Annotated in this window: 12 protein-coding genes and 1 pseudogene; 3 read left to right on the forward strand and 10 right to left on the reverse strand. The window is 66.0% G+C overall.

Features of this window, described 5'->3' with window-relative positions; all coding sequences use genetic code 11:
• Window positions 1-85: 85 nt before the first annotated feature.
• The 6 genes and pseudogenes from WDM24_RS32825 to WDM24_RS32855 form a co-directional block, all read right to left on the reverse strand.
• Window positions 86-961: a dihydrodipicolinate synthase family protein gene (locus tag WDM24_RS32825; RefSeq protein ID WP_338828719.1), complete on the reverse strand. Its 876-nt coding sequence runs from the start codon at window positions 959-961 to the stop codon at window positions 86-88.
• On the reverse strand, window positions 954-1,250 hold the full coding sequence (locus WDM24_RS32830; protein ID WP_338691559.1) for a hypothetical protein: 297 nt from the start codon (window positions 1,248-1,250) through the stop codon (window positions 954-956). Before WDM24_RS32830 ends, WDM24_RS32825 begins: the two co-directional genes overlap by 8 nt.
• Before the next feature lie 95 nt (window positions 1,251-1,345).
• Window positions 1,346-1,908, reverse strand: a pseudogene (locus WDM24_RS44560) (NAD-dependent epimerase/dehydratase family protein).
• Window positions 1,909-1,931: 23 nt separating this feature from the next.
• Window positions 1,932-3,572 (reverse strand): phosphoglucomutase (alpha-D-glucose-1,6-bisphosphate-dependent), encoded by a 1,641-nt coding sequence (gene pgm / locus WDM24_RS32845; RefSeq protein WP_338828721.1) that lies wholly within the window; start codon window positions 3,570-3,572, stop codon window positions 1,932-1,934.
• A 123-nt stretch (window positions 3,573-3,695) separates the two neighbouring features.
• Complete coding sequence (locus WDM24_RS32850; RefSeq protein WP_338691562.1) at window positions 3,696-5,348, reverse strand: acetolactate synthase large subunit; 1,653 nt, start codon at window positions 5,346-5,348, stop codon at window positions 3,696-3,698.
• Between the two features lie 78 nt (window positions 5,349-5,426).
• Window positions 5,427-8,093, reverse strand: a complete 2,667-nt coding sequence (locus WDM24_RS32855; protein WP_338828722.1) for a M1 family metallopeptidase — start codon at window positions 8,091-8,093, stop codon at window positions 5,427-5,429.
• Between the two features lie 233 nt (window positions 8,094-8,326).
• Here WDM24_RS32855 and WDM24_RS32860 point away from each other — a divergent pair, with 233 nt between their 5' ends.
• A complete protein-coding gene (locus WDM24_RS32860) occupies window positions 8,327-9,781 on the forward strand; it encodes a GH1 family beta-glucosidase (RefSeq protein ID WP_338691564.1) in 1,455 nt (484 codons plus the stop codon).
• A gap of 1 nt (window position 9,782) precedes the next feature.
• Here the strand turns inward: WDM24_RS32860 and WDM24_RS32865 are convergent, their stop codons facing one another.
• Both WDM24_RS32865 and WDM24_RS32870 read right to left on the reverse strand, forming a co-directional pair.
• Window positions 9,783-10,850, reverse strand: coding sequence for a maleylacetate reductase (locus tag WDM24_RS32865; RefSeq protein ID WP_338828723.1), 1,068 nt, complete (start codon window positions 10,848-10,850; stop codon window positions 9,783-9,785).
• A gap of 20 nt (window positions 10,851-10,870) precedes the next feature.
• Window positions 10,871-11,851 (reverse strand): helix-turn-helix domain-containing protein, encoded by a 981-nt coding sequence (locus WDM24_RS32870; RefSeq protein WP_338828724.1) that lies wholly within the window; start codon window positions 11,849-11,851, stop codon window positions 10,871-10,873.
• A gap of 154 nt (window positions 11,852-12,005) precedes the next feature.
• Between WDM24_RS32870 and WDM24_RS32875 the strand changes: the two genes are divergently transcribed.
• The gene (locus tag WDM24_RS32875) at window positions 12,006-12,731 is read left to right on the forward strand and encodes an alpha/beta hydrolase (RefSeq protein WP_338691566.1); all 726 of its coding nucleotides are present in this window, start codon (window positions 12,006-12,008) and stop codon (window positions 12,729-12,731) included.
• A 13-nt stretch (window positions 12,732-12,744) separates the two neighbouring features.
• Here WDM24_RS32875 and WDM24_RS32880 read toward each other — a convergent pair whose 3' ends face one another.
• Both WDM24_RS32880 and WDM24_RS32885 read right to left on the reverse strand, forming a co-directional pair.
• On the reverse strand, window positions 12,745-14,238 hold the full coding sequence (locus WDM24_RS32880; protein ID WP_338828725.1) for an NAD(P)/FAD-dependent oxidoreductase: 1,494 nt from the start codon (window positions 14,236-14,238) through the stop codon (window positions 12,745-12,747).
• 117 nt (window positions 14,239-14,355) lie between these two features.
• Window positions 14,356-14,805 (reverse strand): cupin domain-containing protein, encoded by a 450-nt coding sequence (locus WDM24_RS32885; protein WP_166209191.1) that lies wholly within the window; start codon window positions 14,803-14,805, stop codon window positions 14,356-14,358.
• Between the two features lie 260 nt (window positions 14,806-15,065).
• On the opposite strand from WDM24_RS32885, the gene WDM24_RS32890 reads away from it, so the two are divergent.
• On the forward strand, window positions 15,066-16,094 hold the full coding sequence (locus tag WDM24_RS32890; protein WP_338828726.1) for an AraC family transcriptional regulator: 1,029 nt from the start codon (window positions 15,066-15,068) through the stop codon (window positions 16,092-16,094).
• Window positions 16,095-16,182 lie beyond the last annotated feature (88 nt).

A 16,182-nucleotide genomic window follows, 5' to 3' on the forward strand; every position in this document is an offset into this window, starting at 1 on the left:
CCGGAATCTCGAGATTCCGGGTTCGCGCTGTCGCGCGCCCCGGAATGACCAAGTGGTGAGAATCAATGCATCGCGCAAGCCAGTTTCAGCCGAGATCGCGCAACGCTGCCTCGACCACCTGGCGCTGCTCGGCCGTGAGCGGCGCCTGCGGCGGCACCGGGTCGCCGACGTCGTAGCCCTGGATCGCAAGCCCGGCCTTGATGCAGGCCGCGAGGTTGAAGCGGGCGAAGGCCTCGTTGATGCGCCAGAGCTTGCGCTGTAGCGCCATCGCCTCGTCCCAGCGGGCGCGGCGGCACAGGTTATAGAGCTCGACGCTCTGCCGCGGGATGATGCAGGCCGGGCCCGCCATCCAGCCATGGCCGCCGATCAGCATCACCGCGGCCGGAATATGGGCGGAGGCCGAGAACACTTTCAGGCTGTCGCCGCAGCGGTTCATGATCGACAGCAGCCGGCCGGTGTTGGTCGAGGCGTCCTTGATGTAGCCGATCCGCGGATGCGCGGCGAGGCGCGCGATGACGTCGAGCGTGAGGTCGGAGCGCTGGAAATTCGGATTGGTGTAGATCACCACGGGAATATCGACCGCATCGGCGATGGCGCGGAAATAGGATTCGACCTGCGCGTCGCCGACCGGGAAATACGCCTCCATGATCGCGAGAATGCCGGCAGCACCCCGCTTCTGATAGGCCTTGGCCTGCGCCACCGCATCGGCCGTCGAGGTCGAGGCGACGCCCGCCACTACCGGCACCCGGCCCTGCGCGGCCTCGATCGTGGTCGCCACCACCTGCATGCGCTGCGCGTTGTTGAGATAAGCGAACTCGCCGGTCGAGCCGAGCGGCGTCAGCCCATGGACCCCGGCCTTGATAAGATCGTCGCAGAGCCGGCCCAGCACCTCGGTGCGGACATGGCCTGCGGGATCGACCGGGGACACCAGATAGGGAAAGACGCCGTGAAAATCAGCCATTTGCGAGCCTCGTTGACGGCGAGACATAGTCGGGATCGTGCGCAAAGGGAAGCGGCTCGCCGCTGCGCAAGGCGCTGAGCACCGCTGCAAAATCGGCTTTCGCGCGGAAGCCGAGCAGCCGTTCGGCCTTGGTGGAATCGTAGATCCGGCCGATCGATCGCGGCAGGCGCCAGCCGCGCTGCGCGAACAGCGCCGGCGCATCGGGGAAAGTGCGCGCGATCACGCCGGCCGCGTCCGTCTTCAGGTCCGCGACATCGCTGCGCGCAAACGGCGTCGGCGCGCTGATCACGAACACCTCGAAGCCGCGGATCCGCTCCAGCGCCGCGACATGGGCATCGGCGGCATCCTCGACGGTAAGTCGGCGGTAGAGCAGCTCGGTCGCCTTCAGGTTCTACCATGGATGTCGCGGATGGTGTCGTCGTCCTCGGGGAAGAAGCGGCCGGTGCGCAGCACCGCGCAGTTCAGCCCATGCTCGCGACTGTACAGCCGGCACAGCCCCTCGGCGGCAAGTTTTGTAACTCCGTAGATGTTGCGCGGCTCGAGCGGCCCCGAGGTTTCGTCGAGCCGCACCGCCGCATGGCCTTCGTCGTCGCGGATCGCCTGCGAGATCATCAGCGACGTGGTCGAGGTGAAGACGAAACGATCATGGCCGGCGGCGGCTGCCGCCTGCAGCAGATGAGCGTACCGGACACGTTGACGTCGACAAAGGCCTGCGGCGAGAACCGCGCAATGTCAGGCTTGTGCAGCGCGCCGCCATGAATTACGGCCTCGATATTGTGATCAGCGAACACACGGTCGACCACCGATCGGTCGGCCACCGAGCCGACGACATCGGTCGCCTCGCCCAGGACGACGTCGAGGCCGACCACGTCATGGCCGGCCTGTCGCAGCCGCGGCGCAAAGAAACGGCCGAGCCAGCCGGAGGAGCCGGTCAACAACACGTGCATGAATTCCGCTCGGCCCCGCGGCTTCAGAACACCTTGGCGATCGCAGCCTGCGCGTCGCCCTGGATCTGCTTCAGATGATCCGGCCCGCGGAAGCTTTCGGCGTAGATCTTGTAGACATCCTCGGTGCCGGATGGACGCGCCGCGAACCAGCCGGCCTCGCTCTCGACCTTGATGCCGCCGAACGGCTGGTCGTTGCCAGGTGCCTTGGTCCTGACCGCGCGCACGGGATCGCCGGCGAGCTCGGTCATGTTGAGCTGCTCGGGCCCGAGCGCCTTCAATGCGTTCTTCTGCTTCGGCGTCGCCGCCACATCGATGCGCTCATAATAGGGAACGCCGAGCTCGGCGGTCAGCTCCTTGAACAATTCGCTGGGATCGCGGCCGGTTTTGGCGATGATCTCCGCCGCCAGCAGGCCGAGGATGATGCCGTCCTTGTCGGTGGTCCAGGCCGAGCCGTCGCGCTTGAGGAACGAGGCGCCGGCGCTCTCCTCGCCGGCAAAGCCGAAGCCGCCGCTGCCGAGTCCGTCGACGAACCATTTGAAGCCGACCGGCGTCTCCACCAGCTTGCGGTTCAGCTTCTTTGCGACGCGATCGATGATCGAACTCGACACAATGGTCTTGCCGATCGCTGCGCTCCCGCCCCATTGCGGCCGGTGCGCGAACAGATAGGCGATCGCGGTGGCGAGAAAATGGTTCGGGTTCATCAACCCGTTCGAGCGGGTCACGATGCCGTGGCGGTCGGCGTCGGTGTCATTGGCAAAGGCGACATCGAACCGGCCGCGCATCCCGATCAGGCTCGCCATCGCGTAGGGCGACGAGCAGTCCATCCGGATCTTGCCGTCCCAGTCCGCGGTCATGAAGCGGAAGGTCGGATCGACCGCCTCGTTGACGACGGCGGCGTTGATGCCGTAACGCGCGATGATCGGCTGCCAGTAATGCACCGCCGCGCCGCCAAGCGGATCGATGCCAATCTTGACGCCGGCGGATTTGATCAGCGCGAGATCGACGGTGTTGCCGAGATCGGCGACATAGGGCGTGATGTAGTCGTGCAGATGCGTGGTCGCGGCCTTGCGCGCGCGGTCATAGGGCATCCGCGCGACGCCTTTGAGGGCGGCCTCGATATAGCGGTTGGCGTTTTTCTCGACCACGGCGGTGACGTCGGTGTCGGCCGGGCCGCCATGCGGCGGATTGTATTTGTAGCCGCCGTCCTCCGGTGGATTGTGTGACGGGGTGATGACGACGCCGTCGGCAAGGCCTGTGCTGCGTCCCTTGTTGTAGCTCAGGATCGCATGCGAGATCACCGGCGTCGGGGTGTAACCACCCTGCGCGTCGATCATGATCTCGACGCCGTTGGCGGCGAACACTTCCACCGCGCTCGCCAGCGCCGGCTCGGCCAGCGCATGGGTATCGATGCCGATGAACAGCGGACCGGTGAGCCCCTTCTCGCGCCGGTAATCGCAGATCGCCTGCGTGGTGGCGAGAATGTGGTCCTCGTTGAAGGAATTCTTCAGCGACGAGCCGCGATGGCCCGAGGTGCCGAACGCAACCCGCTGCGCGGGATCACTGGCGTCGGGCTTGCCTGCAAAATAGGCCGTGACCAGCCGCGGCACATTGGCGAGCGAGGCGGGATCGATGGGTTTGCCGGCGGCGGGATTTGGTGCAGTCACGTGACCTCTCAGATCTGGTATCGCCGATCATCAGCACAGGAGTGATGCACTGGCGTGCTACCATGATGGCTTGCGTTCAATCAAGCCGAGCGCTTTTCGTTCCTTGCGAAACGCAGCACTGCGCTACGACACGTCGATCTGCTGCACCCTCTCGCGCAATTCGTCGACCAGCACGCGCTTGTTCTCGGTATAGTCGATCGGCACCACGACGAGATGCACGCCGCCGCCGGAGAAGGCCCGCTCCAGGGTCGGGACGATCGCTTCCGTGCTCTCGATCCGCGAACCCTTGGCGCCGTAGCTCTCGGCGTATTTGACGAAATCCGGATTGCCGAACGTCAGGCCGAAATCCGGGAAATTGTCGACCGCCTGCTTCCAGCGGATCATGCCATAGGCGGAGTCCTCCAGGATCAGGATCACGAGATTGAGCTTGAGGCGAACCGCGGTCTCGAGCTCCTGCGAGTTCATCATGAAGCCGCCGTCGCCGCAGACCGCGAGCACCCGGGTCTTCGGATAGAGCATCGCCGCCATCATCGCCGACGGCAGGCCGGCGCCCATGGTCGCAAGCGCGTTGTCGAGCAGCAGCGAGTTCGCGAGCAGCGTGCGGTAGTTGCGCGCGAACCAGATCTTGTACATGCCGTTGTCGAGCGCGACGATGCCGTCTTCGGGAATGACCTGCCGCACATCGTGCACGATGCGCTGCGGTGTCGGCGGCCAGCGGCCCTCGGTGGCGCGATCGGTGATCTTCGCCAAAATGCTCTCGCGCAGGCTGAGCAGTGCGCTGGCTTGCGGCAGCTTTCCTTCGACCCGGTCGGCCAGCAGCTCGAGGCTCGGACCGACATCGCCGATCACCTCACATTGCGGGAAATAGACCTGCTCGACATTCGCCGCGGTGTAGCTGACATGGATCACCTGCGGCCCCTTCGGGCCCATGATGAAGGGCGGTTTCTCGATGGTGTCGTGCCCGATCGCGATGATGAGATCGGCGCGGTCGATCGCCTCATGCACATAGTCGCGCTCGCTCAGCGCGGCGGTCCCCATGTACTGATTGGTGCCGCCCGACACCGTGCCCTTGCCCATCTGGGTCGTGAAGAACGGGATTTTGGTTCGGCGCACGAAGTCGCCGATCCCGGCGGTAGAGCGCGGGCGCGATGCCGCCGCGCCGAGCATGATCAACGGACGCTGCGCCTTCAGGATCATCTCGGCGGCGCGGTCGAGCGCGGCGGCATGCGCGATCGGAATCTCGATCGGATGCGGCGAGATCATGTCGACCGGCGCGGTCTCCTCGCGTGCGATGTCCTCCGGCAGTTCGAGCAGCACCGGCCCCGGCCGTTCCTGCGTCGCGATCCGGAAGGCGTCGCGGACCAGCGTCGGAATGGTGGCGCCGCTGACGATCTGCAGCGAGAGCTTGGTCAGCGGGCGGAAGGTGTTGACGATGTCGACGATCTGGAACTTGGCCTGCCGGCTGCTCAAGATGCCCTTCTGTCCCGTCAACATCACCATCGGCATCGCGCCAAGCAGCGCGTAGGCCGCGCCGGTGGTCAAATTAAGCGCGCCGGGGCCGAGCGTCGTCATACAGACGCCGGGCTTTCCGGTCAGCCGGCCATAGGTCGCCGCCATGAAGGCCGCCGCCTGCTCGTGGCGCGTCACGATCAGCTTGATCGAGGATTTGCGCAGGCTCTCGACGACGTCGAGATTCTCCTCGCCGGGGACGCCGAACACCCGTTCCACGCCCTCATTCTCGAGGGCCGCGACCAGCAAATCGGAACCTTTGACCATGTCAGCCTCGCATCGTTGATTGCATGCCGCCCACGGAGCATAGCCGCATCGCGCGCCGCCGGAAACTCCCTCGCCAGCTCACGGCTTGTGCGCCCTGATCCAGGCGTCGGCGGCGGGTAGCACGCGCGTGGTCAGATCGGCCGAGATCGCGATTGCCTGCAAGGCTCGCGCCACCATCACCCGTCCGCCGCTGGTCGATTTCGACGGGGCGAACGCAGCGAGCTCCGCCGCGTGGGCCTGATCGGTAAAATTGGTCATGAAGTTCGGCACGAACTGGTCACGAAAGTTCGGCCCCTGCCTTGCCAGCAGCGTGTCGAAATTGGTCTGGACGAAATCCCAGGCCAGCTGCGGCTGCTCGCCTGCGGACGCAACCGTGCTGATCATCCCGGTCACAATCGTGTCGGGCAACTCATTGGTCAGCGTCAAAGCCAGCGTCGCGCGCGCCAATTCGGCGTCGCGGGCGCTGGCCGCGGCGAAATAATAGCGCAGCCGCTCATTGGTCGCCGTGCTGTTGCGCGCCAGCGCCAGCAGCCTGTCATAGGTCGCCCGATCCGCCGTGATGCCGACGACATGGGTGACGGCATCGCGCAGCGTGGTTGGAAGCGCGTTGGGATCATCGAGGAACGCAGCAAAGCGCCGCTTCGCCTCAGTCACAACAGCGGCGTCACCGAGGTCGCCAAGCGTCGAGATCAGGCTCGCGCGCAGCAGCGCAGTGTCGTCGTCGCCCGATCCGCCGCCATCCCATCCGATCCGCTCGAACACCGGGCGCAGCTTGGCGCGGGCATAGGCCTGGATCACCCGCCGCTCGGCGCGATCGCGCGACAGCCGGTTGAGCGCGGCGAAGGTCGAGATCACCTGATCCCAGACCGCGCGATGATCGCCGGCATCGAGCGCATCGAGCAGCGCGAGATAGGATGCCGGCTCGGCGCGGCCGGCCTGCACCAGCGCCCAGCTGTCGGTCACGACATTGAGCCGGTCATCGACTTGCATTTGCGGGAATGCGTTCAGCAACGCCGCACGGTTCTTCGGGCCATACTCGACCCTGTAGTATCCGATGTCGCCGAGATTGACCTTGATCGCATCGCCGCATGCGCCTGCCGGAATATCGGCGCTGCCCTGCAGCAGGATCTCGTCAAACGGCTTGCCGCGCGCGGGTCCGACCGCAACAGGGATCTGCCAGATGCGCGACGCCAGCGGCGCCGTATCGGCCGGCGCGATCACGAAACGGTCCTGTCGCAATGTCAGGTGCTGCGCGGCGCCATCGCAGGCGGTCTCGGCCACGACTAGCGGCACACCGTCCTGCGCAGTGAAGGAGGCAGCGATGCCGGTGATGGTCTTGCCGCCGGACGTCTCGAGCGCCTGCCAGAGATCGGCGGTGGTGGAATTGCTGTAGGCATGCGCGGCCATGTATTTTCGGATGCCGTCACGGAACGCCGCTTCGCCGAGATAGGTCTCGAGCATGCGGATCAGCGCCTGGCCCTTGTTGTAGGTGATGGCGTCGAACGCCGTGACCGCTTCGCTGTGATCGGCGATCGGCTGCTGCACCGGATGCGAGGTGCGGCGCGCATCGAGCGCCATGGCAAACTGCTTCGCGCCGTAGCCGTTCAGCCAGCTCTGCCATTGCGGATAGAACTGCTGCGAGGCCTTGGTCGCCATCCAGCTGGCAAAGCCTTCGTTGAGCCAAAGATTGTCCCACCACGCCATGGTGACGAGATCGCCGAACCACATATGCGCCATCTCGTGCGCGATGATGGCGAAGATGCCGCGCCGTGCGGTCTCCGCAGAGGTCGCGGGGTCGAACAGCAGCCGGCTCTCGAAGAAGGTGATGCCACCCCAGTTCTCCATCGCGCCGCCGAACCCACCGGGCACGGCGATCAGATCGAGCTTCGGCAGCGGATATTTGACGCCGAAATAGTCGTTGTAGTAGGCGAGCAGCTTCACCGCGCTATCGAGCGCGAACCGGCCCTGCCCGCTCTTGCCCTCCGTTGTCACCACGCCGATGGTGACGCCGCCGGCATCCGCCGTAACGCGCTCGAGCTCGCCGATCGTAAGCTCGAACAGATAGGTCGACATCTTCGGCGTCGGCGCGAACGTAACTTTCTTGAGATCGCCGGCGGCCGGCGCCTCGCTTGCGATGGGCATGTTGCCGACCGCGAGCAGATTGCGCGGGATTACGACGGTCAGCGCAAAGCTCGCCTTGAACGACGGCTCGTCCCAGCACGGAAAGATCCGCCTTGCATCGGCCGGCTCGAGCTTGCTCGAGATCAGCCGCTTGATCCCGGCCTTGGTTGGATAATCGACCGAGAACAGACCGGTGCCGAATTTGTTGATCTGCGCCGTGAAGGCGATACGCAGCCTGTGGCGGCCGGCCGCGAGCGGCTGGGCAAAGGTCAGCGTCGCCGTCTGCGCCGTGGCGTCGGTCGCGACTTCCGCGCGCTGCGTACCGTCGTCGATCGTAACCTCGGCGAAGGTCGTGCTGATCGCATTCAGCGTCACCTGCGCAACCGGCGCGCGCAGCTCGATGTCGACGGTCTCGACGCCGGGCAAGGCGAGGCTCGTGAAATCCGGCGTCAGCTCGATCGCGTAGTTCAGCGGGACGACCGTCTTCGGCAGCTTTCCGGGTGTGCTGTCGAATGAAAATGTCTGCTCGGCCTGTGCGCCGGCGGCCATTGCCAGCAGCAAGCCGATCGCCGTGGCAAGACGACGCAGCAGCGCCGTTTGGACGTGGGTTGCAGGCTTGTTCATCGCGCGCGGCTCACGATATCGGAAATTTCGGGGTGGCATTGCGGAAGGACCTGACGGGCAATCTAGAGCAGAAAGTGTCGCCACAGAACTGACAACTCCGCGACATTGACATCACAACGGTTCGCATCGATTGGTGCGCGCTCGCTTCGGCCTGCCGTGTTGCTCATCGGCGGGGTGGAAGGTTAACTTACGGCCGGCATTCCAGCCGCAGCGACCGGCGACGGGAGATAATCATGTTCGGTCAATTCTCGCGCCGGCAGTTTGCGGGCCTTGCAGGCCTCTCGGCGCTCGGCCTGTCGGCGCCTGCCGAGGCCGCAAACCGTGCTCCGCGGCCGAATGGCACCAGCTTTCCGGCGGGCTTCGTCTGGGGCACCGCGACCTCGTCCTACCAGGTCGAAGGCGCGGTCAACGAGGACGGCCGCGGCCCGTCGATCTGGGACACATTCACCCACACGTCGGGCAAGATCGAGGACGGCTCGACCGGCGACCGCGCCAACGATCATTATCACCGCTACAAGGAGGACGTCCGCCTCATCAAGGAGCTCGGCGCCCGGGCCTATCGCTTCTCGATCGCCTGGCCGCGGGTGTTTCCCGACGGCACCGGCGCGCCGAACCCGAAGGGCCTCGACTTCTACAACCGCCTGGTCGACGAGTTGCTCGCCAACGGCATCGAGCCCTACGCCACGCTCTATCACTGGGACCTGCCGCAGGCGCTGCAGGACCGTGTGGGCGGCTGGCGGTCCAGCGATACGTCGAAGGCCTTTAGCGACTACGCCGGCCATGTGGCGCAGCGCTTGACCGACCGGGTGAAGAACATCTTCACCCTCAACGAGGTCGGGCGTTTCCTGCCGTTCGGCTACGCGCTCGGCGTCGACGCGCCGGGGCTGAAGCTGCCGCCGGCCGAGGTGAACCAGGCGCGCCACAACGTTGCGCTCGCGCACGGCCTCGCGGTGCAGGCGATCCGCGCCAAGGGGCGCGCCGGCACGCGGGTCGGTCCCGCCGAGAACATCACCGCCTGCGTGCCCGCGATCAACACGCCCGAGAACATCCGCGCCACCGAGATCGCGACGCGCGAGTTGAACGCGGGCTTCCTCGGCGTGCTCCTCGAAGGCAAGTACACCGATGCCTTCCTGCAATATGCCGGCGCGGACGCGCCCAAGTTCACCGCGGAGGAATTGAAGATCATTTCGCAGCCGAACGATTTCGTCGGGCTGAACATCTACGCGCCGCACTGCTATGTCCTCGCCACCGACAGTGCCCCCGGCTGGAAGCCGCTGCCGATGCCAGCCTCGTTCCCGCATATGAGCTCGGATTGGCTGCGGATCGCGCCGGAGACTATCTACTGGGCGCCGCGGATTGCCGCCAAGCTGTGGAACATCAAGAGCATCTATATCAGCGAGAACGGCACCTCCGGCGAGGACAAGGTGCATCCGGACGGGCAGATCTACGACCTCGACCGCATCATGTTCCTGCGCAACTACCTCGCCCAGTTGCAGCGCGCGACCGCCGACGGCGTCCCGGTCCACGGCTATTTCCTGTGGAGCCTGATGGACAATTTCGAATGGATCTTTGGCTACGAGAAGCGCTTCGGCCTGTACCGGGTGGATTTCGAGACCCAGGCGCGCGTGCCGAAACTGAGCGCGGCATTCTACCGTGACGTAATCGCGCGCAACGCGATCGGGGTGTGATCTATCCGGCCTGCGGCCGCGCGCCGGACCACGCGCGGCTGAGAAGGTCGCCGATACCGCGCTCCTCGATCGGCCGCGGATTCCAGTAGGGATTTTTGGTGGCGAGCGCAGCGGCCTTTGCGATGCCGTCTTCGGGCATCCCGATCTCGGCGAGCGAGCGCGGCGCGCCGAGCTTTGCCGACAGATCGAACAGGCCATCGGCGGCGTCAGCGCCGCCAAGCGCCCGGGCGGCACGGCCGATCGCCGCGCGTGCGGCCGGCGTGTTGTAGGCGATGGTGTGCGGCAGCAGCACCGCGTGGGTTTCGGCGTGCGGCAGGTCGAACAGCGCGCCGACCGTGTGGCAAAGCTTGTGGTGCAGCGCCATGCCGACGGTGCCGAGACACACCGCGCACAGCCATGCGCCATAGAGCGCATCGGAGCGCGCGTCGAGATCGCGCGGTTGCGCCACGACGTCGGGCAGCGATGAGGCGAGCTTTGCGATCGCCTCCTCTGCCATCAGCGAAGTGATCGGGTTGCCGTCCCGCGCATACAGCGCCTCGGCCGCATGCGCGATCGCGTTGAGGCCTGATATCGCGGAGAATTTGGCCGGCATCGAGACTGTCAGGTTGACGTCGTAGATCACGGCCTCGGGCAATATCTTCGGCGACGATTGCGTGGTCTTGACGCCGTCCACGGTCTCGCCGAGCACCGGCGTCATCTCCGAGCCGGCATAGCTGGTCGGCAGGATCAGTTGCGGCAGGTCGGTGCGCAGCGCAATCGCCTTGCTCAAGCCGGTCGCGGCGCCGGCGCCGATCACGACCACGCCGTCGGGCTTCACATCGCGCACCGCCTGCATCGCCTGGTCGGTCACCGCGACCGGCGTGTGCACCACGGCACCATCGAACACGCCAGCCACGCGGCCGCCGGTCAAGACAGCGAGATCGCCGAGCTCGGCCTGCTGCCGCCGGCTTGCAAGCACCAGCGCGCGGCTGATGCTGAGCCGGCCGAGTTCGTCTGCCAGCGCGGCGACCGTGCCGACCCCGAACACGACCCGCATCGGGCTGACCTGATAGGTGAAGGATTGTGCCATCGTGAATTCCGAACTCTGCGTCAGTTCCGGCGCCAGTCGCGCGGCGTGCAGCCGAAGCGATGCCGGAAGCGCCGCGTGAAATGCGACAGATCGGAAAAGCCCCAGTCGAACGCGATGTCGCCGATCGCGCGTCCGGCCATCGCGGGCTCCTTCAGGTCGCGCGCGGCGCCGTCGAGGCGGCGGTCCATCAGATAGCTGGCAAACGTGGTGCCGGCCCGCTCGAACAGCTTGTGCACATAACGCTCGCTGATGCCGATCCCGGCCGCGATGGCGGCAACGCCGAGCCCGGGCTCGCGCAGCCTGCGATCCATGGCGCGGCGCAGCGCAAGCCAGGTCGCATCGGCAAGACCGGCGCTCTCGGCAACCCCGGCGCGGCCGCTGCGCGACAGGCTGAGCGCGACGAGATCGAGCAACACGCCGAACAGCCGGGCGTTGTCCGTATCCGATGCGCGGAGCGCCGACGTGTTGAGGACCTGCGCGGTCTCGGCGATCAGATGGCCGACGAACGGATCGTCCGAGACCCGCGCCGGTGCGACGTCCGGCGCCGACGGCAGCCGTTCATCGAGCGCCTCGGCCGGTACCCAGAACGAGGCGACCTGCAGCGCGGGGCCGCGGTCGTGCAGCAGCGAGAACCGCTGCCCGCTGTCGAAGATTCCGACCTGGCCCGGCGACAGGCTGATCTCGCGCCCTGCCTGCTGGATCCGGCAGCGGCCGGCGAGCTTGAGATTGAGGTAGTAGCAGCGCCGGCTCGACGCCGCGATGTCGGCCGCCGAGCGCCGCACGACATGCTCCGGGAAGCTGACCCGGTTGACCGCGCCGTCGCCGAGCGCAACGGTCTCGACGCGGGCGAGGAAGCCCGGGGTCGCCGGAGGTTCCGGCGTCAGGTTCATGAAGGCCTGGCAGATTGCCTCGCGATAATAGGCGAACTGCTCGCCCGGCCTGGTGTCCGCGGTATTCCAGCTCAGCCTGCGCGAGCGATCCGCGGCGGCGATTTGCTGCATCAGTTCACTCCGAGCCCAATCCGGTTCGGTTACAGCCAAGCGCGTTCCGTAGGCCCGGGTCAATATCCACCAGGAACTGCTTGAACTCGGCGCGTATCCCGGGCCGTCCCGGACGCCGCAATCGATCTAACCAAACCACTCAGGGAGGTACAACATGTCGACCTATGTTCTCGTCCATGGCGCCTGGCATACCGGCGCCGAGTTTGAGCCGGTTGCGGCTGCCATCCGCAGGGACGGCCATGTCGTCCACACCCCGACCATCAGGGGCAACCGCCCCGGCGACAGGAAGGATTCGGGCCTCCCCGAGGCGATCCGATCGATCGTGGATTATCTCGCCGAGCATGACCTCAAGGACATCGTGCTGGTCGGCCACAGCTATGGTGGCATGATCATCACCGGCGTTGCCGACGCCGCGGGGGATCGCATCCGCCGGCTGGTCTACTGGAACGCCTTCGTGCCGAACAATGGCGAATGCCTCAACGACATGGTGCCGCCACACTATCGCGGCCTGTTCGATGCCATTTATGCCGAACGCGGCGACGGCTCGGTGGTGCTGCCGTTCCCGATCTGGCGCGAGGCCTTCATCAACGACGCCGACCTCGAAACGGCGCAGCGCGCCTATGACAAGCTCAACCCGCATCCCCTGAAGACCTTCCAGGACAAGATCGCGCTGAAGACCAATCCGGCCGAGATGCCAATCGCGAAATCCTACGTCAACTGCACCGAGGATACGGCGATGCCGCACAGCCTGCCCTGGCACCCGCGGCTATCGGAGAAGCTCGGGCTGTTCCGCCTGGTCCAGGTGCCGGGCAGCCACGAGCTGTGCTTCTCCAACCCCGAGCGCCTCGCGCAAGCCTTCCTCGACGCCGGCCGCGACTGAACAACATCATGCTTTAGGCCACCGCCCTGTACTCCGGCGCGGTCGCCAGGAAGCGCGCATAGGCGTCCGCGTCCGGCGGCGTGAATTTTTCGACGAGCGGGTTGCGGCGCGACGCCTTGGTGCCGATGTCGGCCAACAGCTCGTCGAAATGCTTGAAGTGGTAGGGCGCGACGCACAGCCCGCCATAGACGCCTGCCGCCGGACGCTCGACGCGCTTGAAGTTCAGCATCATCGCGATGTTGTCGTTCATCTCGGCCGCGCTCGGCTGCCGCGCGAGCTGGCCGTCGGCATAGCGCACCAGCCAGTTCGCGGCGAGATCAGCGCACAGCACGGTGCAGAAGCTCGAATTGAAGCCGACGAATCCCATGTCGGGCAGGTCGGGATTGGCGATCAGCCGATAGAGCCGGTACTGCCCGTCGGGCTCGACGAGCTTGTTCTGATACTCCTCGGGCAGGAACGGCACCCCGAGCTTGTAACCGATCGCGAGCACCGCGACGTCGGCCGCGACACGCTCGCCGCCGCTCATCACGATCGTGTTGCCGTCATAATGACCGAAGGTGCCGCGCACCGCCTTGATCCGGCCGTCGGCGACCATCGGATAGAAATCGGGGGTCGCGATCGGCACCGCGCAATTGACGCCGTCCTCGATCCGCTCCTTCGGTACCATGTCGCATTGCTTCAGCTTGAGCTGCATCTTCAGCATGCTCTCGAGCCCGCGCCAGTTCGCCCAGACCAACGGCTTTGCAACAGCATGCGCAAGCCGCGCCATCGGGCCGATGCCCCAGCTCGCGAACATCTGCTCCTGCGCGCGGATGTAGAGGATACGCTTGAAGTTGACGAGGCCGCCGACGAAATAGGGGATCCGCCAGACCGGCTCGCGAAACACGATGGTGACTTGGCTGGCGCCGGAATTGACCGCATTCACGGCGATGTCGGTCGCCGATTTCGAGCCGCCGAGCACGACGACCTTGCAGCCCTTGGCCAGCGCCGGATCGCTGTATTGCGACGAATGCAGGATCTGGCCGCCCTGCGCCTTGAAGCCGTCCTCGCCGGCGAGCGGCAGCGTCTGCGGCTCGTTGAACTGCCCGGTGCAGACCGAGACGAAGTCGAAATCCTCATGGCCGGTGGCGCCGTCGGTCGAGCGCAGTTCGAGCGTCCAGCCCGGTCTGCCGTCGGCGCGGCGCTTCATGGCCTCGACCCTGGTGTCGAACCGCATCGCGCCGTCGAGCCCGTGGCTGCGCGCGTAGTCGCGCAAGTAAGCATGGACCTGCGGGCCCTTCGGCCATTCCGGATAGGCCTCCGGCATCGCTCTGTCGGTGTAACGATAGAGATCCTTCGGGCTCTGGGTCTGCACGTCGGGATAGGAGCGCGCCGGCTCCCAGACCCCGCCGAGATCGCCGCTGCGCTCGATGATGGTCACCTTGTGACCGCGGCCGGCGAAGGCCTTGCCGGCGGCGAGCCCGGAAATGCCGGCGCCGATCACGCACACATGCTTCTGCTTGACCATGAAACCGCTCCGAATTGAATGAACAGGTCTGCTTTCCGAGCGCACGCCCTCCCGTCATCGCCGGAGCCAACTCCGGCGATTGCCGCCTTGCGCGCGTATGTCTGTTCGGTCGTCGTCCTAGTCGTTGGCTTCCGGTGGCAGAAAGTCCACCTCGTGCTGGGCGGAGATGCGCACCACCTCGGTGGGGTCCTGCAGATTGTGCAGCTTGTCGAACAGCGCCTCGAGCTTCTGCATCGGCGACACCCAGAACAGCGCCCGCGCCGGCTTGTCGGACTTGTTGAAATAGCCGTGCGGAATGCCGCGCGGCATGCGCACGAGGTCGCCGGCCTTGGCCTGCACCCAGACGCCGTCGAGCTTGAGGTCGAGCACGCCCTCCTGCACCAGGATGAACTCGTCCTGGGTCGGGTGGACGTGCACCGGCACGAACTGGCCGGGATCGCTGTTGGTCTCGAACGCGAAGGTCGAGTCGGTGACCGCCTTCGGATAGTAGACTTGGCCCAAAATATTCCAGGTCTTGCCGCCGTAGCCGGTGCCGGTTCGGGTAATGCCTTTCTCGAGCGTGCCCATGTCAACCTCTCCAGTTTTGATGCGTCTTGTGGACACGGAGCCTGTCGCCAGCCAGAAGGGCTGTCTAGCCGATAAACGAATCCGGACCCGACACGATCATGCTGCAATGCGGGAGCGCCGAGCCGGGCGTCTGCCCAATGCCGCCGCATCGGCCTGCGCGCCGATCGGGCAGATTGCGCGACGAAACGGCGTTCCCCTTTGCCCGCGAATGCACTAGGCTGCATAATGTTTTAGACCTCAAACAACTCCGGACGGCCGGCGTGACAGCGACGGGCAACGAGGTTTCGGCAAGGGCAAGTTCGACAAGGACGAGGCTCACTGGCTTCGCGCGCGTCGCAACGGCGCGCGTCGACGACGCGGCCGAAGCGATCGGCCGCATCTTCTGCCCGCACGAGCTGACGCCGGTCGATCACTCCGAACGCGATTTCTCCGCGCACCATAATTGCGCAGGCTTCGACGGGTTTTCGGTCAACTATGTCTCCTATGGCGGATCGGTCGCGATCAATCCCGGCTGCCTCGACCGCTTCTTCCTGTTGCAGATGCCGCTGTCGGGCTCGGCTGCGATCCGCACCGCTGCGCGCGAGCTCACCACCGGACCACGGCACAGCGCATCGCTGCTGTCGCCGACCGTTCCGACCGAAATGACCTGGCGCGGCGACTGCGCCCAGCTCATCGTGCTGCTCGACCGCAAGCTGGTCGAGCATCGCGCCGCGGCGCTCGGCGGCGTGGCGGTCCGGCCGGTCGAGTTCGATCCGGCCGTCGCGCTGGGTGGGCCGCTTGGGCAGACGCTCTCGGCCAGGATCGAGCAACTCGTCACGGTCGCCGAGCAGCTCGGGCCGCGCAAAACCTTGTCCGCGATCGCGGCCGCCGATTGGCGCGAGTCGTTTCTCGATGTCCTGCTCAGCGAGCAGCGGCACAGCTTGAGCTCCGCGATCGATGTCTTCAACGGCCGCACCGAGGCCCAGCCGGCAGCGTTGAAGCGCGTGCGGGCCTATCTGGAGATGCGCGCGACCGAACCGCTTGACCTCGCCGAGCTCGCGGAGATCGCCGGCACCGGCATCCGCGCGCTGCAACTCGGCTTCCGCCGCCACTTCGGCACCACCGTGTCCGAGATGCTGCTCGACATCCGCCTCGCCCATCTCAACGCCCGGCTCAAGACGGCGCGGCCGGGCGAACGCATCGTCGATATTGCATTCGACCTCGGCTTTACCCATCTGAGCCGGATGGCGAGCGCCTACCGCGCCAAGTTCGGCGAGAGCCCGAAGGCGACGCTGCAGCGGCTGAGCTGAGCGGCGGTTCCGAACGATGTGGCCGGGCCCTGCCCATCCGGCCAGTATCGCGGTCAGCCGCGACATCCCAGATTGCGGGAAGCCAACG

The sequence above is a fragment of the Bradyrhizobium sp. 27S5 genome, assembly GCF_037217225.1.
Taxonomy (GTDB): domain Bacteria; phylum Pseudomonadota; class Alphaproteobacteria; order Rhizobiales; family Xanthobacteraceae; genus Bradyrhizobium; species Bradyrhizobium septentrionale.